We start from the raw sequence: 24,698 nt of genomic DNA, 5'->3' as shown, positions 1-24,698 counted from the left end.
CACAAAGCACTTTACATGACTCAGAATAATATTTCGAACAAATACAACTCCGATGTGATTTAAATCTATTGATGTATTTATTGCTAGTTAAATATATTAACAATGGTTAAAAGTAATGGTTTGAAATGATTGTTTTTGTAAATGGCTTGTAGCACGAAGATTTCTTCGTTGTGCGGTAAATTGAATGTATTGTTGTAAAAAGTCATGAATATGCAAACAAGAGATAAAAAGTCATTTGAGGCAGAAATTTAAAAAAAGGATGCAAAAGTGACAGAATAGGGGAATTTTTCCTTGAGATTTTGTTGGGAAAATTGAAAGATTGTGGAAGTCTTTTTTAAATAATGTACACGGAGAGTTGAGAATGAGAGTAGGTTTAGTCGGTTGGCGTGGCATGGTGGGTTCTGTTCTAATGCAACGCATGGTTGAAGAAAAAGACTTCGATCTTATTGAGCCGGTATTTTACAGCACTTCTCAGGTAGGTATCCCTGCTCCAAACTTAGGTAAAGATGCAGGCCTTCTGCAAGATGCTTTTGACATCGAAAGTTTAAAACAGCTTGATGCTGTTGTGACTTGTCAAGGCGGAAGTTATACAGAAAAGGTGTATCCAGCACTTCGTCAAGCGGGTTGGAAAGGCTACTGGATTGATGCTGCATCAACGCTACGCATGGCGCAAGACTCTATCATTACGTTAGATCCTGTCAATATGGCTCAGATCCAACAAGGCATCCATGGCGGAACCAATACGTTTGTTGGTGGTAACTGTACCGTGAGTTTGATGCTGATGGGTTTGGGTGGCCTGTTTGAAAAAGGCTTGGTTGAATGGACCAGTGCCATGACTTACCAAGCTGCTTCTGGTGCTGGGGCGCAAAACATGCGTGAGCTAATCTCGCAAATGGGTGTCATTAATGATTCCGTGAGTTCTGAACTGGCGAATCCTTCAAGTTCCATTCTTGAGATTGATCAGAAGGTGGCAGACACTATGCGCAGTGGTTCGTTCCCGACTGATAAGTTTGGTGTGCCACTAGCGGGCTCTTTGATTCCTTGGATCGATGTGAAACGCGACAATGGCCAGAGTAAAGAAGAATGGAAAGCGGGTGCAGAAGCAAACAAGATCCTTGGCTTCCAAGAGTCGCCGGTGCCTATTGATGGTACTTGTGTTCGTATTGGTGCGATGCGTTGTCATTCTCAAGCGTTGACCATCAAACTTAAACAAAATGTACCGATGGATGAAATCGAAGAGATGATCGCGACGCACAACGATTGGGTGAAAGTGATTCCTAATGATCGCGATATTACAGCAGAAGAGTTAACGCCAGCGAAGGTGACTGGAACTCTGTCGATTCCTGTAGGCCGCCTACGTAAAATGGCGATGGGGGATGATTTCCTTAATGCCTTCACTGTTGGTGACCAACTTCTTTGGGGGGCGGCAGAGCCACTTCGTCGAACGTTGCGAATCATCCTAGCTGAAAAAGCGTAATCATTAGTGCAAATGTGCCCTGCTTTTGGGTTTGGTTTGTAAAAATAGAAAGGATTGACGCTGAACGTCAATCCTTTCTCATTACTCTAACATCTAATCTTCAACGACTATCCTTCGGTCAGGGTCGGCCAACTTACTTCCACAGTGTTTGCAATGTATAGCATCTGAATCATGCCCTGAACGAGAGCAGTTTGGGCAGCGGACTAGGCTTTTATGAGCATTCATCTCTTGATGCAGTTCAGCAGTGATAATGCCGGTTGGTACTGCAATAATTGAGTAGCCCATTAGCATAGTGATGGAAGCGATCGCTTTACCGAGAATGGTTTGTGGGACCAAATCACCATAGCCAACGGTCGTGATAGTGACAATGGCCCAATAAATACTTAGGGGAATACTGGTAAAGCCATTTTTGGGGCCTTCGATAACATATATCAGCGCGCCAAAAATAATTACTAGGATTGCAACCGAACTGAAAAAGACGAAGATTTTTCTCCGTGCCATCAACAGAGAGCGTAGCAATATATTCGATTCTTGTAGATAGCGCACGAGTTTAAGTACGCGAAAAATCCGTAAGACCCGAATGGCGCGAATCACTCCCATAAATGAAGCAGAAGGGAAGAATAGAGTCAGGTATGTTGGCAGGATAGCCAGTAAATCGATGACACCATAAAAGCTCTTAGCGTAAGCCACTGGCTTTGGCGAGCAGTAGAGTCGCAGTAGATACTCTAAAGTAAATAAGCCGGTAAAGGTATATTCCAGATAGCGTAATTCTGTCGCCCACTTAGCATGAATGGTGGGTACTGACTCCAGAACCAGAACAATGAGCGAAGAGATAATGGCAATAATCAACGCGATGTCAAAGGCTTTTCCGGCCCGAGTATGGGTACCAAAAATAATGACATAAAGTTGATTTTTCAGTGATTCTTTGGACATGATAGAAAGACTTACGAAAAGATCTTTCTATCATAGCGAGTTATTTGTTATCAGGCTAATCCTGGAAACAGGTTACGCAGGCCATTGGCAATGAACTCGATACCGAGCGCACCCAAGATAAGCCCCATAATACGTGTGATGACGTTAATACCCGTTTGGCCTAAAAACCGTACAATCAGTGGTGCTGAGCGGAATAGAAACCAAGAACAAAGACAGAATAAGCTGACGGTTATAATAATACCGACAGTATCTAACATGGTTGGGTAGCGTGCGCCATAAACAATGGTTGAGCTGATGGCTCCTGGCCCAGCCATTAATGGCATCGCGAGGGGAACAACACCTATTTGTTCACGGCTGACATACTCAGATTTCTCTTGTTTGTTCTGTTTATCCTCACCTAATTTACCACTCATCATTGAGAAAGCGATACTAAGTAGTAGCAGACCACCTGCGACACGGAATGAATCCAGTGAAATGCTGAACATATCCAGCAGCATCTGACCGGCGAGTAAAGATACTATTAATATGATGGCAACAGCCAAATTAGCGGTGGTGGCCGTCTTATGTTTTTCTTCCAGCGTCATATGACCAGTGAGAGAAACAAAAACCGGCATGATGCCGACAGGGTTGACGGCGGCAACTAAGCCTAGAAAGAACTGTAAAAAAATCGCAATTTCGAACGTTTGCATTACGCATGCCTACACAAAGTAAAGACCAGAACAGGATCACAAGAGTGACAAGCGGAATATAGTCGAAAACTTGCTGAGTCACGAATGAAAAAATCTAAAGCTAATCTGAATTCATTACTGAGAAAATCTAATTTCTGACAGAAACGTAAACACAGATGACACACTTTGTTACGTACAATGTGTATAAGTTTCCATTTGACTTACACAAACGTTAACACTTACACATTTTTGATAAAAACAGAGAGGGATGATAGTGCCTCACTTTCTATAGGTTATAAGCTTAGTAGCACAATGTTAGTGGATCACATGTAAGTTCGTGGTCAATAAATGAAACTTTTTTACAGTTTGTGTTCGATTAGATATTTGAGATATACAAATGTTGGAAATTTTCTGAGTATTTTGTTTTTCCTTTATTTGTTTAATTTCAATTGCTTATGTGTAATCGTTGAAGTTTAATACCACTAAGTGGGTAAATAATTTTTCAGAACTGATCTGGGTCAATTTTTTTCACAACTTGAAATAATATAATCAGCTCTGAAAACAATTTACTAAGAAATACTGGTAATTTAGATAGCGATACGAGCACAGTTTTCTTACTAAAAAGTTTTTAATATTTTGTTAATTTTAGGAGAGTCCCTATGCCTGTAACTAATATGGCTGAACTAGATGCAATGATTGCTCGCGTTAAAAAAGCGCAAGAAGAGTTCGCTACTTTCTCTCAGGAGCAAGTAGATGCGATCTTCCGCGCTGCGTCTCTTGCAGCTAACCAAGCTCGTATCCCGCTAGCTCAGCAAGCGGTTGAAGAATCTGGTATGGGTATTGTTGAAGATAAAGTCATCAAGAACCATTTTGCGTCTGAGTTTATCTACAACAAATACAAAGATGAAAAAACCTGTGGCATCCTAGAAGAGGATGACAACCTAGGTACTATGACTATCGCAGAGCCTGTAGGTATCATCTGTGGTATCGTCCCAACGACTAACCCTACTTCTACTGCAATCTTCAAATCTCTTATCTCTCTGAAGACTCGTAACGGTATCATCTTCTCGCCACACCCACGTGCGAAGAACTCGACTAACGACGCAGCTAAACTTGTTCTAGATGCAGCAGTCGCAGCAGGTGCTCCAAAAGACATCATCGGTTGGATCGACCAGCCATCTGTAGAGCTGTCTAACGCTCTCATGAAGCACGACGATATCGCTCTTATCCTTGCAACTGGTGGTCCAGGCATGGTTAAAGCCGCTTACTCTTCTGGTAAGCCAGCAATCGGTGTAGGTGCAGGTAACGTTCCTGTCGTTATCGATGAAACCGCTGACATCAAACGTGCTGTCGCTTCTATCCTTATGTCTAAGACTTTCGATAACGGCGTAGTATGTGCTTCTGAGCAGGCTGCAATCGTAGTTGACGAAGTCTACGACGAAGTTAAAGAGCGTTTCGCTTCTCACAAAGCTTACGTACTAAGCAAAGCTGAAGCAGAGAAAGTTCGTAAAGTTCTTCTTATTGACGGTGCACTAAACGCGAAAATCGTTGGTCAGCCAGCGCCAGCAATTGCTGAAATGGCAGGCGTTAAGGTTCCAGCAGATACTAAAGTTCTAGTTGGTGAAGGTCTAGGTAAAGTATCTTACGACGACGCATTTGCTCACGAGAAACTATCTCCAACGCTAGGCCTATTCCGTGCTGACAACTTCGAAGACGCAGTGGCTCAGGCTGTAACTATGGTTGAGATCGGTGGTATCGGTCACACGTCTGGTCTATACACTAACCAAGACGTTAACGCAGACCGCATCCGTTACTTCGGTGACAAGATGAAGACAGCTCGTATCCTAATCAACATCCCGACGACTCACGGTGGTATCGGTGATCTGTACAACTTCAACGTTGCGCCTTCTCTAACTCTAGGTTGTGGCTCATGGGGTGGTAACTCTATCTCTGAGAACGTAGGTCCTAAACACCTAATCAACAAGAAAACTGTAGCGAAGCGAGCTGAAAACATGTTGTGGCACAAACTACCTAAGTCTATCTATTTCCGTCGTGGTAGCCTTCCTATCGCACTGAGCGACCTAGAAGGTAAGAAACGCGCATTCCTAGTAACTGACCGTTTCCTATTCAACAACGGTTACGCGGATGATGTAGTTAGCCTGCTTAAAGCTCAAGGCATGGAAGTTCAAACTTTCTTCGACGTAGAAGCGGATCCAACGCTATCTGTCGTAGAGAAAGGTGCTGAAGCAATGAAGAGCTTCCAACCAGACACTATCATCGCGCTAGGTGGTGGTTCTCCGATGGATGCTGCGAAAATCATGTGGGTTATGTACGAGCACCCAGACACGCACTTCGAAGAGCTTGCAATGCGCTTTATGGACATCCGTAAACGTATCTACAAGTTCCCTAAAATGGGTCAAAAAGCTGAGCTTGTATGTATCACTACTACTTCAGGTACTGGTTCAGAAGTTACACCATTCGCGGTTGTTACTGACGACAAAACTGGTGCTAAGTACCCACTAGCTGACTACGAAATCACGCCAAACATGGCTATCGTAGATGCTAACCTAGTGATGAACATGCCTAAGTCTCTAACAGCATTTGGTGGTTACGATGCCGTTACTCACGCTCTAGAAGCTTACGTATCTGTTCTTGCGAACGAATACTCAGATGGTCAAGCTCTACAAGCACTTAAGATGCTTAAAGAGTACCTACCATCAAGCTACGCGAACGGTGCAAACGACCCAATCGCTCGTGAGAAAGTACACAACGCAGCAACTATCGCTGGTGTTGCATTCGCGAACGCATTCCTAGGTGTTTGTCACTCTATGGCGCACAAGATTGGTGCCGAGTTCCACCTACCACACGGTCTGGCGAACGCACTACTAATCTCTAACGTAGTACGTTACAACGCGAACGATAACCCAACTAAGCAGACTGCATTCTCTCAGTACGACCGCCCACAAGCACGTCGTCGTTACGCTGAAGTTGCTGACCACCTAGGCCTAAGCCAAGAAGGTGACCGTACTGCTCAGAAGATTGAGCGTCTACTAGCATGGTTGGATGAACTAAAAGTTAACCTAGACATTCCAATGTCTATCCAAGCGGCAGGTGTTGCTGAAGCTGACTTTGTTGCTAAGCTTGATGAACTAGCGGTAGAAGCGTTTGATGATCAGTGTACAGGTGCGAACCCACGTTACCCTCTAATCACTGAGCTGAAAGAAGTATTACTAGCGTCTTACTATGGTAAAGCGTTCGTTGAAGGTGAAACTTTCGAAGGTACGACAGTCATCAAGAAGAAAGCTGATCAAGTTGCCGCGAAAGCTGCACCAAAGTCAAAAAAAGCAAAAGCTAACGCATAAGTAGGAGCGTTAGTTATGAGATAGGTTTTCGCTAGCACGAAACCTAACAATCGGGAAAAGATCAAGCCCCAATCGAAAGGTTGGGGCTTTTTTCGTTGTGATAGAGATGGAAAGAGGTTGATACTAGTTGGTTGGTCATAAAACTTGCTCGCATAAAAAAGCCAATGTAAAACATTGGCTTTTGAAACATGTCGTGTATACGTGCCTACGCATTGAAGTGAATGATAACTACTTCTCGTCGTCTGGAAGTTTGACATTCAGCTCTAGTACCGAAATGTCGTCGTCCTTATGCTCAAAAGAAAGATCAACCATCGATGGGTCTACGGCAACGTATTTACCGATCACTTTAAGGATATCTTCCTTTAGCTGTGGTAGGTAGGACGGTGATGGGTCACCCTGACTACGACGCTCTGCCACTATAATTTGCAGGCGCTCTTTGGCTAAATTTGCAGAGGTTTTTTTCTGCGGACGGAAAAACTCAAGTAATGACATTTAGCCTCCGAATAGTCGTTTGAAGATACCTTTCTTCTGCTCTGTTAAGAAGCGGAAATCCACTTGTGAACCTAACAGGCGCTCGACAGTGTCGTCATAAGCCATCCCCGCATCTGTGTCGTTATCGAAGATCACCGGTACACCTTTGTTTGAAGCGTTGAGTACTGCCTGACTTTCAGGGATAACACCAAGCAGTGAGATATGTAGGATCTCTTCGACATCTTCTACGCTCAGCATCTCACCTTGTGTCACACGTGTTGGGTTATAACGTGTGAGAAGTAGGTGCTGTCTTACTGGCTCAAGGCCTTCTTCTGCTCGGCGAGACTTAGAGTCCAAAATACCAAGAATACGGTCCGAGTCACGCACTGAAGATACTTCAGGGTTTGTGGTTACAATCGCTTCATCTGCAAAGTATAGCGCCATCAGCGCACCTTGCTCGATACCTGCCGGAGAATCACAGATGATGAAGTCAAAACCCATGTCATCTAATTCATCAAAGACGCGACGAACGCCTTCTTTGGTTAATGCATCTTTATCACGTGTTTGAGACGCTGGTAGGATAAATAGGTTATCCGTACGCTTATCTTTGATCATGGCTTGATTCAGCGTCGCTTCCCCGTTGATGACGTTAACAAAGTCATACACAACTCGGCGTTCACAGCCCATGATTAAATCGAGGTTACGCAGGCCAATATCAAAATCGATAACTGCGGTTTTCTTTCCTTTTAGTGCCAAGCCTGAAGCAATTGCGGCACTAGATGTAGTTTTACCTACACCACCTTTACCTGACGTGACAACAATAATGCGTGCCATTATGTGTTCCTTATAATCTTAAACGGTTAACAACTCGAACTTGAGCGAGTCATTGTCCAAACTGAACATAATTTTTTTCTGCCAGAATTCATCAGCAAACTGTTCGGTAAGCCAATAGTGTCCGGCAATCGACATTAATTCGGCATTGAGCTTATTGCAGATGATCACCGCACCTGTGTTTCCACTGGCACCAGCAATCGCGCGACCACGAAGTGTTCCGTGAATATGAATAGAACCATCTGCAATAACCTCGGCCCCTTCGCTGACATGGCTTAATACTACCAAATCACAATCTTTCGCATAAATCTGCTGCCCTGAACGGACAGGCGTGCGAATGATTTTAGTTGGAGCCAGTTTAGCCGGCGCCTGAGACGGCGATTTACTAGCGGACATGATGGCGAAACCAGCATCTGAAGCCATGTTCTGAGTTCGTTTATCACGACACCCTGTCACGCCAACAGGAATCATACCCGCCTGTGAAATTCCTTGTTTTAGTCTCGCAAAGTCAATATCACCATCAACTTTTGAAATATTGATGACAACAGGGGCTTGAGCAAAAAAAGCCGGTGCTTGTTCGACTTTTTCGCTGAGAAATTGAATGGTATTTTCAACATCGTTATTTGAAAGGTGTAAAACGGACAAAGTAAAACTACTACCTTTCAGGTCCGGTGAACTCGACATCTTTTTTGGAAACCTCGTAAGGACGTTGCCTGAGACTAGGGTTGTCATGTTATATTCCCACATTAAGCACAGCAAGTTATCTTGCACTCATTTGAGTGTTTTGCTCTCAAAAATAGCGAAACATTGACGTTCTCTGAATCTCAACAGACAAAAGGCTTCCCATGCTTTGTGCAATTTACAAAAGTTCTAAAAAAGAAGGCGCATACTTATACATCCCGAAAAAGGATGATTTTTCACAAGTTCCTGACACATTAATGCAAATGTTTGGCAAACCTACCATGGTAATGATGGTGAACTTGGATGGGCGCCAACTGGCTCAAGTCGACATTGAGAAAGTGAAACAATCAATGAAAGAGGAAGGTTTTTTCCTTCAGTTGCCGCCACCACCGAAGAATCTATTAGACGAATATAAAGAACAGAAAGCGCGCCAGCAATCAGAATAACTTCTCTCTTCTATAATAGGGAAGTTATTGGCGACTCATAATATTGCTCAAGGAGGGCAATGTGAAAAAAATATTGTCAGTCATACTAGGTGCAACGATTGCGAGCTCAGCTTTTGCCAATGAGCTGAGCTTTGAGCAATACGTTGAAGGATTAAAACAAGAAGCGCGAACCAAGGGCATTTCTGAGCGTACGATTTCAGCAGCCTTTGAGGATGTGACATATAAACCACGGGCCGTGAAAGCCGATCGTAACCAACCAGAAAAAAAACTCACACTGGATGAATACATTCCGCGAGCGGTGCCTGACTGGAAAGTCAAACAGGCTAAAGAGCTTTACACCAAGCATAAAAGTGAGCTTGATCGTATTGGTGAGGAATACGGCGTTCAACCTCGATTTATTGTCGCGCTTTGGGGCGTTGAGAGTAATTTTGGTAAATTTACCGGTAATTACAGCGTCATTGATGCCTTATCGACCATGGCTTATGACGGTCGCCGTGAAGCATTTTTCCGTAATGAAGCGATGGCGGCGTTAACTATCCTGGAAGAAGGCCATATCAAACCTGAAAACATGAAGGGGTCTTGGGCTGGGGCGATGGGGCAATGCCAGTTTATGCCGAGTTCTTTCCTAAATTATGCTGCGGATGGTAACGGTGATGGCAAGAAAGATATTTGGAACAACGAAAGTGATGTATTCGCTTCGGCGGCCAATTACTTAAGCCAGTCAGGTTGGACCGACTCTTATACTTGGGGGCGTCAGGTTAAACTGCCAAATGGTTTCGATACCAGTATTCAGGGGCGCAGTGAGGCAAAAGGAAAATACCTTCAGGAGTGGAGCAAGCTAGGCGTGTCGCGTTACGATGGGCGTCCACTTCCCAAACTGGATGAAGATATTAAAGCCTGGTTGATAGCCCCAGATGATGCGAATGGCCGTGTTTACCTAGTTTACAATAACTACAATGTATTGATGAAGTGGAACCGTTCGTACTATTTCGCTTTGGCTGTCAGCCATTTGGCCGATAGAATCGTATTGTAATTGTTCTGAACAGGAGCTCTTTGGAGCTCCTTTTTGTTTGTGATGCTTTGCCTGAATCTGCCAATAAGCTGTTAACTTATGTCAGTCTTTCAAGTTCGGTTATGTTGTCGAGCGCGTGTTGGTTGGTGTCACCACAAACGACAGGACAAGGCTTGAATTCATAACAAACTTTCGGCCTTTCAGGCTTACCAAATAACTTACACAAATTGTCTTCGTTGAGCTGAACACACCGTATTCCGGCAGGTTTGCCTTTTGGCATACCAGGAATTGGAGAAGAAATACTCGGTGCGATACAACATGCTCCACAACCCAATCTGCATTCCATACTTACGATCTCATTAAAAATAAGGGCGCGATAGTAGCAAAAAAGATCGCGTATAGCAGTATAAAATTTATGTGTTATTTCTATAGCAAATTCTATAGCCAATTTAATAACGCTGTGGATTTGGACGCCTGTATATTTTGTGTGAATAGTGGAAGAGAGCGAAAAATTGAATGGTTTGCTCTGATTTAACTATTTGTTGGTTTTGAACGTACTCCGCTAAGCTTAGAGGCTAGGGAGAGCGCTTTTTGGCGTTTTGGAATGAAAAATATAATTAGGAGTGTTGTGTTAAATGAGCACTAAAAGCTTTTGGGCAAAGCATTCCAGTAAAATACTCTCTGTTATTGGGTTTTGTGGATCGATTATGGTGGGTGTTGGCATCTACTTAATGGTTGATCATGAATACCAGTTGGCGCGCCAAGAATTACTGGGTGTCTGGGAAGAGTCGAACGTCGCAACTTATGCTGCAAACACACTTCACGTCGCAGAAGAGGGTATCTATTGGAACGAAGATTTAATTAGTACACACTTCTTGTTTGATGGTGAAACTCTGGCGTTTAATTTAGGTAATAGTGAACAGCGTTACCATTTAGATCGCTTAAGAGGTACTTTGGTACACCTTAATGGCACCTATAAAGCTAAATATCTCAAGCAACCTACAAAAGATTACGCTTTAGGTCATCCAATGAGAGGTCGCTAAATTCTTTGGATGATGGCTTATCAAGCCGTTTTCGAAAGTGCTAAAAATACTGTTATCATGGCTTCGTTCAGCATGAAAATTCCCCTTGAACTTTACTCGCCTAAACGGTATAAATCGCTCCCCTTGTCCGATACGAAGTAATGTTATGAGCCAGCCATTTTGGGAAAGTAAATCACTAGAACAAATGACCGAGCAAGAGTGGGAAGCCCTCTGTGACGGCTGTGGGAAATGTTGCCTACATAAGCTCATGGATGAAGATACGGATGAAATCTATTACACCAATGTGGCTTGCAGCTGGTTAAACAGTAAAACCTGTTCCTGCAAAGATTATCCCAATCGCTTCACATCAGGAGAGGAATGCACCAAACTCACCCGAGAAGACATCGATGATTTCACTTGGCTACCACACACTTGTGCTTATCGCTTATTAGCAGAGAAGCAACCTATTCCTGAATGGCATCCTCTAATCACAGGGTCTAAGTCGGCGATGCATGCAGCGGGTGAAAGCGTACGCAATAAAGTAGTGTATGAGATTGATGTGGTGGACTGGCAGGACCACATCCAAAACTTACCTGAATGGGCTAAAAAGAACTAGCGCACTTTTAAAAGTTGATCATGGTTTTTCAGTAAGTCTTACCTTTAACCTGTGGCCATGAAATTTAATAAATTTATTATTACCAATAATAATGAAGCCACAAGTTACCTTGTGGCTTCATTTATTAACTAAGAGAAAGCGTCACTAAAAATATTTTTCGGCACTGCATGGAGTTCTTTTGTTAAACGTTCACGCAAAATATGCGACGTATCAAATCTACCCGATATGTATACTTCCGAATGAGCTAGCGTTTTATATTCATGCTTTATCTCTTCAAACAGAAGGTCGATACCACGAGGCGATTTTTCAGTTTTTACGACTGTGGTCAACTTCAAGTTCTGATACCGTGCAACCAAATCGTTCAATTCCTCTAATGCGTATAGTTGCTTTTCTTCTCTAGCGACCCAATAAACATGTACATCTCGGTTTGGCGAAATTGCAAGGGAGCTCAGCAAGATTGAACGAACATAAGAAAAGCCTACACCACCTGCGACTAACAGTACTGGCGCACAAGAGTCTTTTCTCAGAACCGCTTTCCCCCCCAGCTTGACTAGCCTTGCTTGCTTGCTCTCAAGTAACTTCTCTAACCCGTTTTTGCTGGTATGGGTTGATGCAATGTGTAACTCAATCAGCTCGGACTCCATTTCTGGGGACGCGATTGAATAATAACGACAATTATCAGAACCCACAGCAAGTGCCATGTACTGCCCAGCTTGAAACTCGAGGGGAATGCTTGGCTTTAACATGACTTTCTGCACATGCTGATTCAGTGGTTCTGAAGATACGACCGACAATTCAATATTACTCATGCTTACTCCTAGTGACTAGCGCCACCATCGATGACGAAATCGTGGCCTACAAAAAAGCTGGCTTCATCCGAGCTGACCCAAACCACTGTATTCGCAACTTCCTCTAGCGTCGCTATGCGGCCAGCAGGGATCAGTGGCGCAAAGCGTTTATTTCGCTCTTCCCGTGATTCTCCGGGAAGCAGCGACATATCGGTGTCGAAAGCACCTGGGCTAACAGTATTAATTCGGACTCCTTGACCGATATATTCTTTTGCAAGTGAGCGAGAAAGAGCCTCAAGTCCGGCTTTGGAAGCGGCATAAGCGGAAAGGCCGGGAGCCGTTAGGTTTCTGCCTATCAGTGAAGATATATTGACAATGACCCCCTTGTTGCCCTTTGACATCAAAGCTAGCTCTGCATTTAAACAGCGCCATGTGCCAGTTAAGTTGATATTTATCAGTTGCTCAAACTCTCCTTCACTTAACTCCCCCGCAGCAAAACTACCCGCATTGTTAATGGCAATATCGATGTGATCGATCTTTTTAGAAATGCGATTAAACAAATCTTCGACACCGTGTTGGCTAGCCATGTCAAATGGAAAAGTATGATAAGCCCCCCCGAACTGCGCTAAGCTAGTGGCTAAATCATCCAGCTTCGCTTTATTTCTTGAGGCTAAGAGCAAGTTTGCTCCAAGCTGCGCATATGTACGAGCAAGCTGTGTACCAAGGCCACCAGCCGCTCCTGTAATCAATATATATTTGCCTTCAAATGACGTATTCATACTATTTTTCCATTTCCAACACTAACGAATTGTTTTTCAAATAAGGGAGTAGGCTAACTAAGCCAAGTAGTGCTAAGGCGACACCGAACCACAAAGGAGCACTCCAGCCGTATTTTGCTTGCACCAGCAGTCCGCTTAACCATGAACCTACGACAATGCCGAGATTAATCACAGACATGTGTAAAGAGTTAACCAATGCGCCATTGTTCGAAACACGCATGACACGAGTGACCATTGCTGGGTTCATCGGCAGTCCGACAAATCCGATAATTATTGCGCACGCTATTGCGATGGTTGCGTTAGTAATGTTTAACGCCATCAGCATTAAGGCTGTCGCGAGTATCAGCAAGCCGATAACCATGATTTGCATTGCGTACTTGTCAGCCCATCGACCGACAATGATGTTTCCTATAACCGTTGCAATACCATAACAAGCGAATAGAGCGGGTAACATGGATGGGTCGAGCCGCGTTGCTTGAGTGAATATTGGTGCAAAGAATGTAAAGGCAGAGAAGGTCGCGCCAATGATTAACCCACTGGTGCAATAGGCTGCCCATAGGTTCTTATTCTTCAAAGTGGCCAGTTCGGCTTTAATTGATACGTTCATTGGGCGGGGGGAGTTAGGCACAGAGAACATCACAATGACAGTACACGCTAACGTTAGTAATGCGACGAGCCAAAAACTGAATCGCCAACCAAAACTCTGATCGATTTGCGTCGCCATGGGTAAACCCACCACACTTGCTATCATTATTCCAGCTAAGACAATGGACGCCGCTCGGCCTTGCTTATCACTATCCACCATGCCAACTGCGATAGAAATAGCGACTCCAAAGAATGCAGATTCAGCTACGCCTCCAAGGACTCTAGACACAACCATCGTCGAATAGTTGTCTGCAACAGCACCAATAACCTGACTGACAAAAAACAGCAACATTAAAAATATCAGGGATGATTTTTGCTTGAACCTGAATAACAACAGGGTCAAAACCGGTCCACCAACAACAATGCTTGCTGCAAAAATAGAAACTAGGAAACTGGCCATTGGAACGCTAACGTTCAGAGCATCTGAAATAGAGGGCAACATACCCGCAACCATAAACTCAGAAGTGGTCATGGCAAAAATGCTGAGGCTTAATATGTATATAGATAAATGCATGTTTATTTTCCTATTGCATTAGTTTTTTAGAGTAGGTTGGAGGTGACTAGGACTTCACTGCCCAGAGGAATGGAAGGATCGAGAAAGCGTTAATACGTTCGTCATCACAGTTTGAATATCTTCTCGTTTATAATCATCCCAATCCAATTCATGTACGATGATATCTGGGGCCTCACTATCAACAATTAATGTAGAGTGTTGTTCATAAGCGACGTTGGGTGTTTTAATTTTGGTTTGTAGCGATTTACTTTCTAAGCCTTGATGTGTGTTCATTTCCTTCCTCTGTATCTTTCAATCAAAAGCCTAGAAAACATGCCTAGGCGAGAGGGAGTAATATAAAACGCAACAACTCAGTAAGGTACTATCCTTATAGATAGGTTAGTAAAAATATATCTAACGATGGTTTATATTCATAAATTGACAAAAAAGTCATTTTTAAAAGTAAGATGTTATTATTTTATTTGTCATTATAGGGTTTTACCAAATAGAGTTAGATGACAAAAAAATCAATATATTAAGTTTTCCTATTAGGCAAAGTCTGTACTAATTTAGGTATTGTCCCTAAATGAATTTTTGCCAGGGAAATAATAAATTATAGGTACTGTTATCGTTTAATAAGTCAATAAGGAGGGAGGTATAGAGTAGTTATGGAGCGAGAAGTTGAGCGATTGGGGCGCTCATTACCAGCTATATTAGGCCTAGCTCTGTGTATCTTCGAATGGCTTGTTTGATGTTATTGGCGTTTATCTTCTTACACAAGTTGGAGACATGATACTTTACGGTCACATGCTTGATACCAAGGATAATAGATATTTCTGAGTATGTTTTCCCCATACAAGCCCAATGCAATACTTCTCTTTCACGTTCAGTGAGGTGTATCGGTTTAAGATCTTTTTGAACTTGTTGTGATAGTAATGCTACGACTTGCTGATGGGTATCAATCAATACCATCTGTAATTTGTCCTCGCAAGCTTTAACTAAGTTATGAAATTCTGTCTCATGTTCGATATCACATACAGTCAATGCGGCAAAGTTGTTGAGGTGATCATGCAAAGTGAAAGTATACCCTGTCACCATGTCCTTTCTCTTGCTCGAATCAACCTCTACTCCTTTAATATCTTCAAATTTAGTGGAGTTCTCATCAAACCATGAAAAAGGTGCTATTGATTTTCGAGCATGCTTAATTATGGGATCTTCTTTATACAGTTTATCTTTCTTATATTTGGCTAACCAAAAATTTGGAAAGTTTGAAACCATTGCATGTGATGACATTTCTTTTTTAGAGTAAATTACATAAGAAAAGTAATGTATACCGAAGCAATTTAACTTTTTAGCAATGGTACTTAACATTTTCCTGCTTAGCAGCATTTCAAAGTCAGTATAATTCATTTTATACACTAATATATTTCGTTACATCCATATCTTCGTCAGTATAACTCTATGTGTCATATTGTTTAAGTTATTTTTAGATAAAATAAATGTATATTTAAATAGCTATGATTGAAAAAATACAATAGTGGTCGCTTTTATTAAATAAAATATGAGGTAAGGCTACACTTTTACTTTTATGGGGTGATAGACCGTATTTTTTAATCGTGTTCGTCGTATACACATTTTAAATGTATATAGTAGATAGGCAAAAAGACGAGTAAGGTATTTAATACTAACAAACCAGCATTAGCGAAAATGGCTAGTGGGCTTCTATGTTGAACAAACCCATGGAATTGAGAATTAGATGAGGAGGAATAGCTCTGATAGGTAATTATCTTTACTTTGACGGACTAAAGCCCGCTTAAGTCGTCTAGAACGCCTCTAGTTAGAGGCGTTTATCACAGGGCTAGTCTTGATTATTTTACCTGCGTCTTAATGTACTCGCCCAATTCTGAATGGTGCATGATTTTTGAGACAGGAATGATCGCTTCTGCTGGCCCCCAGGCAAACACGTTTACCGGTGTATGTGTGTGCGTACCAGTACCCCACACGATGTTTTGGCTGGTGGCTTGCTCACGTGCAAGCAGGTTACCGCGGTCGTTATATGGGAAGAAGGCATCGAAATCATTGATTGCTGGTACTTCCTCGGCGGCCAAGTACTTATGCCCTGCTAAACGATAGGGGTTGGGTTTGCTGGCCAGAACATTCGCTGCTTGACCGGAAGTGATTGGGAATTCGGTATTCTTGTTCACCAATTCAGCAAATTTAGCTGCAGTTTGTTGATTTTTTGTGAGTTTTTGGAATTCACTGACAATACCATAGTAACTTTTCTTTTGATTATAAAGGTTATCTAGGATCTGGAAAGAACCGAAATTAAAGTTAGGTGCATAGCTGCGCTCAGCAAACGCTTCTCCCTTTCGAGCTTCTGGCTTGGGTAGATCTTGAGATGAGTAGCTGAAACCAAATGACCCCGTTTCGTGATCAGCAGTGACAATCACAATGGTATCTTCACGGCCTTGTGCCCATTGGTAAACAGTATTGACGGCTTCATCAAATTTAAGCATTTCATGTAGCATAGTGCCGGCATCATTACTGTGTCCTGCCCAGTCAATTTGGCCGCCTTCAACCATGAGGAAGAAGCCGTCTTCGTCCTTAGAAAGGATATCCAGAGCTTTATCGGTCATCTCTTTAAGGCTTGGCTGCGTGCGGTCAGGGTCATCTTTGCTTACGCTGTAAGCAATTCCATCATTCATACCAGAGTATGAAAACAGGCCAAGTAGTTTGTTGCCTTGCACTTTAGACATCATTTCACGGTTAAACGCCAATTGATACCCGTCTTGCTGAGCTTCATTAAGAAGGTTACGTTCATCTTTACGTTTAGATTTAAGATAAACATCGCCCTGAGTCAGAGTCTTTAGTTGATTGTATGTTTCACCTTTTTCGTTGGTTGACTGTGGAATCCAGTGGCGAAGCCCGCCTGATAACATTACGTCAACGCCAGTATCTAACATGTCAGATGCGATGTCATTCTCTAACGAACGGTGAGGTTGATGTGCGGCAAAGGCGGCTGGAGTTGCATGGGTCAGACGTGTATCTGAAACCAAACCGGTGGCTTTGCCCATGCTTTTGGCTTTTTCCAGTACGGTCTGAACATGGTTGCCTTGAGAGTCAATACCGATCACTTCAGAGCCTGTATAAATACCCGTTGATAACATAGTTGCGGAGCAAGCTGAATCCACAACAATCGCATCTTCCGGGTGGGTCAGAGAGGAGCCAATCACGCCTTCCTGAGCAAGTTTAAATAATGCCGTTGGTTGGCCTTGATAAATAGAGTTGGGAGCTTTGTTCGCGTAGGTTTCAAGCAGGCCAACCTGCTGTGGGCCCATTCCGTCGCCAATCATTAGGATAACGTTTTTAATTTCTGCCGAAAGAGCGTTAAAAGAGAGCGCAGAAGTCGCGACTGCCGCGACAAGAGGTTTGGTTAAGTGCTTCATCGAATTGTCCTTATTTGTAAAAGCGTCCCGATTAAATCACTGTTACATTTCATATTTATTTCATCAATGATGTAATTTATAAAATAACTTTGGTCATTGTATTTTGTGCTTGATGACACAAAAACACCTCAGGGTAGAGGTAATCAAATGATAGGGAAGGCTAAGACGGTAGCGTCTACTATGAGTGCGGTGAACTCTACAACCTCTGTATGGTTAAAGTGTTGAATTCAGCTTTTACACAGGAGCTTGTTAAAAGACAAGAAGATACGGGGCAAACTAAAAAGGGAGCTCGTTATGAGTCAGGACGAGCCTCATTAGTCATTATAAATCAGTCGCCAAGTCGGGTAGGGGACCAGAAGCAGGGCAGAGAAATACAATGCTTGTTTTGACAAGCATTTGTCTTAATAGGAAGTCGCAATAGGTCGAAATAAATCTATATCAGCGCCAGAAGTATTCCGCCTACTGTTGCCGCAGCGGAAAGATATTGCCCCGCAGAATAAGCACCGTCATCTTCTTCTTTGATTTCGTCCGGCTTATCAATACCTAATGCTCCATGCGTGAAGGATTCAACTTTATCGCCGACCGTTTTATCTGCTTTTTCAGCGGCTTTGGCTTCTTTATCAATTTCCTGTAAAGCGGCAAGCAACGCTTTTCCTTCATCAGAAAGCGTGACTTTGTTTTGCTCCACTTTCAGTGGCGCTGGGCCATTATTTGGCTCACTTTGGTTCGCTTGAGGCTTGACCTGCTGGGCTGGTGTCAGCTTCGCTGGCTCCATTCCTACTGGTGTCATAGCGATCTCCTTACATCATCCTCATGGAATATATCGACCAATGAGTAAAAAACTTGTGCAAAATATGCCGATTTTGTATGAAATACATTCAAGCACAAAGTGTGCCTAATTTATTGGTTACCTACAAAAGCTGGTTATTAAGTGAAATTACATGATGTTAGCTCAATGCTTCTTGTGAAAGTGAGCAAAATAGAGGCCAATTCAGAGGCAAGATAAATCCTCATTCCGTTTTGCTAGGCTATGGTACGCTTTCATACGATTTTCCCTTTGAACATATCGTACTGGTGGGTTGAGCACTTGCAGTTGGTAATCTTCGCTGTCAGAAACAATTTCTCCAGTTGGAGTGATCACTATTACCTTGAGCTCAGGGCGTCTTGAAAGGATGGAAGCTTTTGTTCCCAGGCCTTGTTCTATATGAAACTTTCCGGCGATATGAAGGACTTGAGTGGCAGGGTTCTTATCTAGGTAGCGAGTGATACTTTCTGCCATGGTTTCATCCCATGTGATTTGAGCCGCAAATTGTTTTTCCGTTTGTTCTGGCTTACCGTGGTGCATAGAAGCCATGAATTTATCCTTGTATGGGCTTGAGCCAGTGTTGACTTGTCCAGCAACGTTAGAGCGTTGTTCTGGGGGGAGCTCGTCGAGGTAGTGAATACCGTGGCGCCCTATACAGCGTACAATGGGTTTCGGCGCATTAGCGGCAATGACATCGATTTGATTTGCTTTTGCCAGTTCAATTAAAGGGCGATAGTCGCTTTCATAATTTGGCCAAGCGTTGGTCTCTTTAATCAGAGTCTGTTCACCAATTTCGCCTGCGAGGTATTGATCAACAACATCTTGGTGATCACGCGAAAACTGCTCCATGGAGAGAGCAATATTCTGATCTTGCGATATCAGCATTTTTAACAGTTCTGTTTGAAAGCGGTGGATACCGGAGTGGGTATGCCACTCACCGATTAAGATGACATCGGCGTGCTTAATTTTATTGGGTAATTGCGTGAGAGAAATCGGCTTAGCATCAGGCGTAAAAAGCTGATAGTCGTAGAAACTGGATACCTCGTATTGAGGCGATGTTGAACAAGCCGATAATACCAAGCAAGTCAAAGGGATAGTGAGATGCCTATGCATGAAGTGCCTCCAAAATATGATGTGTGCATACTAATGGAGGCAGAGGGATAACTCAATCTAAATGAGAACTATTATCCTGAATGGGGTTGCTTGCGATAGATACGAATCATGAAGTCTGCCTCGCACTCGAATAAGGTAGACGATTTTAGTGAATCGCGCAGTTCCTGACTCGCTTTCCAAGCAAAAGGTGTCATTTGAAGTAAGTCGTACGCATCCCCCTCTTTGAGTGACATCATGTAATTGAGTTGGATTTCTTCTTCAAGACTGAAACCTTCTATGGTTTCTACTAGTTGATTGTGTAATCGGACATCAGTATAGATGCGTTCACGAAGTTGATAGAGGTGTCGGCCCGCTGGAGTTACCGTGATAACGATACCATTTTCATTAACCACTCTAGCTAATTCTTCAGCTTTACATGGCGCGTAAATACGCAGTACGGCATCTAAGCTCTTGTCAGCAAAAGGTAGACGAGTACTCGATGCCACACTGAATGAGCAGTTGGTGTAACGCTTGGAAGCATAACGGATAGCTACCTTGGAGATATCTAAACCATAAGTGACTGCACTCGGGTGTTGTGCAGAGAGTTGTACGGCCACTTCCGCTGTGTAATAGCCCTCACCACACCCAATATCAAGTAATTGATGCTGGGTGTCAGTGAGATACTTGGCACAAATCTGTGCGACATTTTCTTTTAATGGACGATAGTAATCTTTTTCTAAAAAGCGACGTCTTGCTTGCATCATCTCTTTGTTATCACCAGGATCTTTAGAACGCTTGTGTTGAACGGGCATGAGATTGATGTAGCCTTCTTTTGCTAAATCATAAGCATGGTTGTTATCACATCGATATGTGCGATCAGTCAGCGATAAGCTCTGATGACATAAAGGGCAGGTATAGGACATAAAGCTCTCTTGGTGATAAGAAGAACGCGAATTTTAACAGGAAGCAGGTTTTGAGACTAGCGTGAGAGCTGCGGCTTAAGGCTAAAAAGGCAGGATGACCTGCCTAAAGAAAAGAGTTATTGCGCAGAAATTACGGTGATGAGTTGATGTGCCTCGCCGGGGTAAAGGGTTTTTCCGAGATCAACACTTGGTGCATACAGAGTTGATTCAACACACATCATGGTTTGGTAGCCATTGTCAGGCATGTCAGCCATGCTTTGTGCGCCTTCTGCCCAAGGGTTCCACAACACTGCTGAATTATGACCTCGGTTCTCCACGCTTAGTGTCCGCTCCAATACAGGGTCTTGCACCAAAATTTGCGCTTCTGGCTGAGTGTAAACACGGTCAATGGTATCAGTGAGCTGAAGAATTTTACCACCTTGGCAGACTTCGCCTGCTTTCAGGCTGTCGATGTATTCAGGGCCCATACCTGTTGTTTGCGTTTGCTTGATGTCACCGACGTTTAGGTAAGTGTGCAGCGCGCCAGAGAAGGTCCACTCTTTGTCATCGATGTTCGTGACTTGCAATGTCACTTTCAACTCATCACTGATTTCAACGATAAGACGAGCATCGAACATGTGTGGCCAAATATCGTGAATCTCTTCAGTCGGGAACAATGCCAATTCAACGATCACACCCTTGTCATTTTCACGGTGCTCCACCAGCTCCCATTCTGCTGTGCGGGCAAAGCCATGAGCTGGAGCGGCAATACGACCAAACCAAGGCCAACAAACAGGAATACCACCGCGGAGTGCCGTTTTACCATCAAAGATAGCCTGCTCGCTCATCCAGATCAGATCGTGTTGATCTGCTGGGGTAAACGATACGACATGACCCCCATGGAGTGCGATGCCTGCCGTTGCTTTTTCATGAATGACGCGGACAATTTTCACCTGATCAACTTCGACGATGGTGACATTATCAGAGAGCACGGCTAGAGTTGGGAGAGTTTTTAAATCCATGTATTGTTTCCTATCGCTGGGAGAGAGCTTTTTCGATACGCTAGCACATAAAATGAGCGTCGAGCTTTCTTCCTCTCGAATATCAGATATTAAAAAGGCGACTCTAGAGTCGCCTTTTTCAACTTCTTCAACGAAATTCTTCGCTAAAAGCTTACATTACTTAGAAATGTGAGCGATTAGGTCTAGAACTTTGTTTGAGTAGCCGATTTCGTTGTCGTACCAAGATACAACTTTCACGAAGTTGTCAGTTAGTGCGATACCAGCTTTAGCATCGAATACTGAAGTCTGAACTTCGCCGATGAAGTCCTGAGAAACAACTTGATCTTCAGTGTAACCTAGAACACCTTTTAGCTCGCCTTCAGAAGCTTCTTTCATTGCTGCACAGATAGCTTCGTAAGATGCGCCTTCTTTAAGGTTAACAGTTAGGTCAACTACAGAAACGTTCGCAGTTGGTACGCGGAAAGCCATACCAGTCAGTTTGCCGTTTAGTTCTGGAAGCACAACGCCTACAGCTTTAGCTGCACCAGTTGAAGATGGGATGATGTTCTGAGAAGCACCACGGCCACCGCGCCAGTCTTTAGCAGAAGGACCATCTACAGTTTTTTGAGTTGCTGTAGTAGCGTGAACTGTAGTCATAAGACCAGATTCGATACCGAACTTGTCGTTAAGAACTTTAGCGATAGGCGCTAGACAGTTAGTTGTACAAGAAGCGTTAGAAACGATGTCTTGACCAGCGTAAGTGCTGTCGTTAACACCCATTACGAACATTGGAGTTGCGTCTTTTGAAGGACCAGTCAGAACAACTTTCTTAGCACCAGCAGTGATGTGCTGACGTGCAGTTTCGTCAGTTAGGAAGATACCAGTTGCTTCAGCAACAACGTCAACACCGATTTCGTCCCACTTAAGGTCAGTTGGGTTACGCTCAGCAGTAACACGTACAGTCTTACCGTTAACGATTAGGTTACCACCTTCAACTTCAACAGTACCGTTGAAACGGCCGTGAGTTGAGTCATACTTAAGCATGTATGCCATGTACTCTACATCGATAAGGTCGTTGATACCTACAACTTCGATGTCGCTACGCTCTTGTGCTGCACGGAATACGAAACGACCGATACGGCCAAAACCGTTAATACCTACTTTGATAGTCATTATAGTTGCTCCACAACTTAATTTCTGATTAAAGATAACTGGTAGTAAAATTACAGAATCCAGTCAAAATCTGCAACAGATAATCGGACTTAACTTGTTTAAAGTCAAAAAAAAGCGTCGCTTTTTTTCACAATCAGCCGTATTTGACTATCTTTTGAACGGATTACAGGTTTTTTGTCTAACCAGTTGACGTAAAATAGATCAGATGCTTTCAATCTTGATGAAAGTTTAACCATCCTTTTATGGTTTCAAAGTATGTGCTACAAACATTAAAGTACGCAAGTTTTTACAAAGAAAAGTCACAGTAATAGTGATAAAAGTGGAGAAAAAGAAAAGTGGAACAGGATATTAAAAAAGTTGTAAAACCAGATGAATACTGGCGTGAGCAGCTTTCTGATGAAGAATATAGAGTCTGCCGACTTCAGGGTACTGAAGCCCCGTTTAGTGGCAAATTACTCCATAACAAGGAGACGGGGGTTTACGCCTGTACTTGTTGTCAATCGCCACTGTTTCAATCTGAAAATAAATATGATTCTGGGTGTGGTTGGCCCAGTTTTGATGCTCCTATTAATGATCAAGCCATTCGATATTTAAAAGATCTAAGTCACGGAATGGTGAGGACTGAGATTCGATGTGCAGTATGTGACAGCCACCTTGGTCACGTTTTCCCTGATGGACCCAAGACAACTGGCGAAAGGTTTTGTGTAAATTCAGTGTCGTTAATTTTCAACAATTCATGAAAAAGCGGTGACGAAATCACCGCTTACTGTTTTATCCTTTCAGATTATTGCCACTCAGTTGAAGCTAGGGACCATATTCCTTTGAAAACTACCGCTCTCTAAAGCATTTTCAATAGTGTCGGCAATACCATCAAGCTGTTCATATTTTTCTTGGCTGAACCCGTAAAGGATCTGCATTTCTTGCTCTGAACCGATAATAGGGACATCGAATCGCTTGGCAACCATTGCCCAAACGTATGCCTGCTCTTTGCGATCAAGCTGATAGGTGATGCTGGCAAGTGTTTTGAAAATCTCAGTATTGAGGTTTTTTCCTTCGCTCAATTCGAGTGATTTATTGAGTAAGTCGACTGTTTTCTCCAGATCTCGACTGGTATAGAAAGTCGCGAGTGCATACTGCATTTCTGCCGTTTCTAAGGCTGGAGTGCCTTCTAATTGTAGAAAGCTTCGCTGAGCTTGGTCATCTCCGGTTTGGCTCCAAAGAAAATAGAGCGATTCAGGGGAGTTAGATTGACGGATCCGTTCGATTAACTTTTCTAAATCTTCACCTGAGTTCATTAAAGCATTAAACCGCCTTTCTTTAAGTCCAGCTTGCTCAATGGGCTGGATTTGAGAAGCGAGTTCAAGGCATTTTTTGTATCCAGCAAGGAAACGGTACTCCTCAATAATGTTGCTATCGGTGGGCTGTTTTAAAACTTCATAGCGGTGCCAAATCAAATCAGTTCGAGGTACTCGACATTGACCATCATTCATATTAAGTCGTTCGCATTGTAAACTCGGGTTATCTGCGCACAGCTTGTCAGTATTCTGACGATTTTCGAAGCACCCTATTAATGCTATGGGCATGCTAAAGATGAGTAGTGCTTTTATATGCTTCATATTTTGATTTGCTTGTGATCCGTTACACTTATTCTTTGGTGCAATCTTGACTCAGAATGCCAGCCAGTTATGTTCTTTCCATCTCAGTTACAACTTAAGGATAGACCATGGACGCAGAGCAGTTAATTAATGCCATTACACCAGAGGCATATGAGCGTCTATTATATGCTGTAGAAACGGGGAAGTGGCCTGAGGGTACATCACTTTCTCAGGAGCAGCGAGATTCATGTATGCAAGCTGTGATGTTGTATCAATCTAAACATAATTCGGAAGCTCAGCATATGACAGTGGCTCAAGGTGGAGAGATCAGTTTTAAATCTAAAGCAGAACTGAAAAAGCAATTCAAGCAAGATCAAAACGATATAATGAGAGTCAACCCGAATAAAGACTCTTAATCGCTGATGAAATGTAAAGAGCAGGGACACACTAGCCCTGCTTT

General features: G+C 43.0%; 26 protein-coding genes. 8 read left to right on the top strand and 18 right to left on the bottom strand.

Going from position 1 to position 24,698, the window contains the following annotated elements:
• Positions 1–361 precede the first annotated feature (361 nt).
• Positions 362–1,477: an aspartate-semialdehyde dehydrogenase gene (asd, locus tag CTT30_RS10325; RefSeq protein WP_239838207.1), complete on the top strand. Its 1,116-nt coding sequence runs from the start codon at positions 362–364 to the stop codon at positions 1,475–1,477.
• A gap of 93 nt (positions 1,478–1,570) precedes the next feature.
• Here the strand turns inward: asd and CTT30_RS10320 are convergent, their stop codons facing one another.
• Positions 1,571–2,410 (bottom strand): ion transporter, encoded by an 840-nt coding sequence (locus tag CTT30_RS10320; RefSeq protein ID WP_239865663.1) that lies wholly within the window; start codon positions 2,408–2,410, stop codon positions 1,571–1,573.
• Positions 2,411–2,460: 50 nt separating this feature from the next.
• Positions 2,461–3,099 (bottom strand): YchE family NAAT transporter, encoded by a 639-nt coding sequence (locus CTT30_RS10315; protein ID WP_239838209.1) that lies wholly within the window; start codon positions 3,097–3,099, stop codon positions 2,461–2,463.
• A 638-nt stretch (positions 3,100–3,737) separates the two neighbouring features.
• On the opposite strand from CTT30_RS10315, the gene adhE reads away from it, so the two are divergent.
• Complete coding sequence (adhE, locus tag CTT30_RS10310; RefSeq protein ID WP_252035090.1) at positions 3,738–6,440, top strand: bifunctional acetaldehyde-CoA/alcohol dehydrogenase; 2,703 nt, start codon at positions 3,738–3,740, stop codon at positions 6,438–6,440.
• Between the two features lie 228 nt (positions 6,441–6,668).
• On the opposite strand, the gene minE is transcribed toward adhE, so the two are convergent.
• Genes minE through minC form a run of 3 tightly spaced genes read right to left on the bottom strand, consistent with a single transcriptional unit; the run spans position 6,669 to position 8,426 of the window.
• A complete protein-coding gene (minE, locus tag CTT30_RS10305; protein ID WP_239838211.1) occupies positions 6,669–6,932 on the bottom strand; it encodes a cell division topological specificity factor MinE in 264 nt (87 codons plus the stop codon).
• Entirely contained in the window at positions 6,933–7,745 is an 813-nt protein-coding gene (gene minD, locus CTT30_RS10300) for a septum site-determining protein MinD (RefSeq protein WP_239838212.1), read from the bottom strand. It abuts the gene before it with no gap.
• An 18-nt stretch (positions 7,746–7,763) separates the two neighbouring features.
• Positions 7,764–8,426, bottom strand: coding sequence for a septum site-determining protein MinC (minC, locus tag CTT30_RS10295; RefSeq protein WP_239875612.1), 663 nt, complete (start codon positions 8,424–8,426; stop codon positions 7,764–7,766).
• Between the two features lie 161 nt (positions 8,427–8,587).
• Here minC and CTT30_RS10290 point away from each other — a divergent pair, with 161 nt between their 5' ends.
• Positions 8,588–8,869 (top strand): YcgL domain-containing protein, encoded by a 282-nt coding sequence (locus CTT30_RS10290; RefSeq protein WP_239838213.1) that lies wholly within the window; start codon positions 8,588–8,590, stop codon positions 8,867–8,869.
• 61 nt (positions 8,870–8,930) lie between these two features.
• The gene (locus CTT30_RS10285) at positions 8,931–9,902 is read left to right on the top strand and encodes a lytic murein transglycosylase (protein WP_252035088.1); all 972 of its coding nucleotides are present in this window, start codon (positions 8,931–8,933) and stop codon (positions 9,900–9,902) included.
• Between the two features lie 76 nt (positions 9,903–9,978).
• On the opposite strand, the gene CTT30_RS10280 is transcribed toward CTT30_RS10285, so the two are convergent.
• The gene (locus CTT30_RS10280) at positions 9,979–10,227 is read right to left on the bottom strand and encodes a YkgJ family cysteine cluster protein (RefSeq protein WP_239865666.1); all 249 of its coding nucleotides are present in this window, start codon (positions 10,225–10,227) and stop codon (positions 9,979–9,981) included.
• A gap of 289 nt (positions 10,228–10,516) precedes the next feature.
• On the opposite strand from CTT30_RS10280, the gene CTT30_RS10275 reads away from it, so the two are divergent.
• Both CTT30_RS10275 and CTT30_RS10270 read left to right on the top strand, forming a co-directional pair.
• Positions 10,517–10,924: a DUF2850 domain-containing protein gene (locus CTT30_RS10275; protein WP_252035087.1), complete on the top strand. Its 408-nt coding sequence runs from the start codon at positions 10,517–10,519 to the stop codon at positions 10,922–10,924.
• 145 nt (positions 10,925–11,069) lie between these two features.
• On the top strand, positions 11,070–11,519 hold the full coding sequence (locus CTT30_RS10270; RefSeq protein WP_239838217.1) for a YcgN family cysteine cluster protein: 450 nt from the start codon (positions 11,070–11,072) through the stop codon (positions 11,517–11,519).
• Between the two features lie 128 nt (positions 11,520–11,647).
• Here the strand turns inward: CTT30_RS10270 and CTT30_RS10265 are convergent, their stop codons facing one another.
• The 11 genes from CTT30_RS10265 to gap all read right to left on the bottom strand — a co-directional run bounded on the left by CTT30_RS10265 (position 11,648) and on the right by gap (position 22,643).
• Positions 11,648–12,328: a hypothetical protein gene (locus tag CTT30_RS10265; protein ID WP_239865673.1), complete on the bottom strand. Its 681-nt coding sequence runs from the start codon at positions 12,326–12,328 to the stop codon at positions 11,648–11,650.
• Between the two features lie 8 nt (positions 12,329–12,336).
• On the bottom strand, positions 12,337–13,086 hold the full coding sequence (locus CTT30_RS10260) for an SDR family NAD(P)-dependent oxidoreductase (protein ID WP_252035085.1): 750 nt from the start codon (positions 13,084–13,086) through the stop codon (positions 12,337–12,339).
• A 1-nt stretch (position 13,087) separates the two neighbouring features.
• Positions 13,088–14,245 carry an MFS transporter gene (locus CTT30_RS10255; protein WP_252035083.1) on the bottom strand — a complete coding sequence of 386 codons (1,158 nt, stop codon included), beginning with the start codon at positions 14,243–14,245 and terminating at the stop codon, positions 13,088–13,090.
• A gap of 54 nt (positions 14,246–14,299) precedes the next feature.
• Positions 14,300–14,518 (bottom strand): hypothetical protein, encoded by a 219-nt coding sequence (locus tag CTT30_RS10250; protein ID WP_252035081.1) that lies wholly within the window; start codon positions 14,516–14,518, stop codon positions 14,300–14,302.
• A gap of 414 nt (positions 14,519–14,932) precedes the next feature.
• Complete coding sequence (locus tag CTT30_RS10245; RefSeq protein WP_252035079.1) at positions 14,933–15,595, bottom strand: helix-turn-helix transcriptional regulator; 663 nt, start codon at positions 15,593–15,595, stop codon at positions 14,933–14,935.
• A 497-nt stretch (positions 15,596–16,092) separates the two neighbouring features.
• Positions 16,093–17,670, bottom strand: coding sequence for an alkaline phosphatase (locus CTT30_RS10240; protein WP_252035077.1), 1,578 nt, complete (start codon positions 17,668–17,670; stop codon positions 16,093–16,095).
• Between the two features lie 433 nt (positions 17,671–18,103).
• Entirely contained in the window at positions 18,104–18,460 is a 357-nt protein-coding gene (locus CTT30_RS10235; RefSeq protein ID WP_006962936.1) for a hypothetical protein, read from the bottom strand.
• A 201-nt stretch (positions 18,461–18,661) separates the two neighbouring features.
• Positions 18,662–19,588, bottom strand: a complete 927-nt coding sequence (locus CTT30_RS10230) for a ChaN family lipoprotein (protein WP_252035075.1) — start codon at positions 19,586–19,588, stop codon at positions 18,662–18,664.
• Positions 19,589–19,659: 71 nt separating this feature from the next.
• On the bottom strand, positions 19,660–20,490 hold the full coding sequence (gene rlmA, locus CTT30_RS10225) for a 23S rRNA (guanine(745)-N(1))-methyltransferase (RefSeq protein ID WP_252035073.1): 831 nt from the start codon (positions 20,488–20,490) through the stop codon (positions 19,660–19,662).
• A gap of 116 nt (positions 20,491–20,606) precedes the next feature.
• Entirely contained in the window at positions 20,607–21,491 is an 885-nt protein-coding gene (locus CTT30_RS10220; protein ID WP_252035071.1) for a D-hexose-6-phosphate mutarotase, read from the bottom strand.
• A gap of 156 nt (positions 21,492–21,647) precedes the next feature.
• Complete coding sequence (gene gap / locus CTT30_RS10215) at positions 21,648–22,643, bottom strand: type I glyceraldehyde-3-phosphate dehydrogenase (protein WP_006962931.1); 996 nt, start codon at positions 22,641–22,643, stop codon at positions 21,648–21,650.
• Positions 22,644–22,978: 335 nt separating this feature from the next.
• Here gap and msrB point away from each other — a divergent pair, with 335 nt between their 5' ends.
• On the top strand, positions 22,979–23,383 hold the full coding sequence (msrB, locus tag CTT30_RS10210; RefSeq protein ID WP_239875447.1) for a peptide-methionine (R)-S-oxide reductase MsrB: 405 nt from the start codon (positions 22,979–22,981) through the stop codon (positions 23,381–23,383).
• Positions 23,384–23,437: 54 nt separating this feature from the next.
• Here msrB and CTT30_RS10205 read toward each other — a convergent pair whose 3' ends face one another.
• The gene (locus CTT30_RS10205) at positions 23,438–24,259 is read right to left on the bottom strand and encodes a DUF2989 domain-containing protein (RefSeq protein ID WP_252035069.1); all 822 of its coding nucleotides are present in this window, start codon (positions 24,257–24,259) and stop codon (positions 23,438–23,440) included.
• A 107-nt stretch (positions 24,260–24,366) separates the two neighbouring features.
• Between CTT30_RS10205 and CTT30_RS10200 the strand changes: the two genes are divergently transcribed.
• Entirely contained in the window at positions 24,367–24,654 is a 288-nt protein-coding gene (locus CTT30_RS10200) for a YeaC family protein (RefSeq protein WP_239838228.1), read from the top strand.
• Positions 24,655–24,698 lie beyond the last annotated feature (44 nt).

Source organism: Vibrio coralliilyticus (assembly GCF_024449095.1).
Taxonomy (GTDB): Bacteria; Pseudomonadota; Gammaproteobacteria; order Enterobacterales; family Vibrionaceae; genus Vibrio; species Vibrio coralliilyticus_A.
This window is presented reverse-complemented; position numbering and strand designations above follow the sequence as displayed.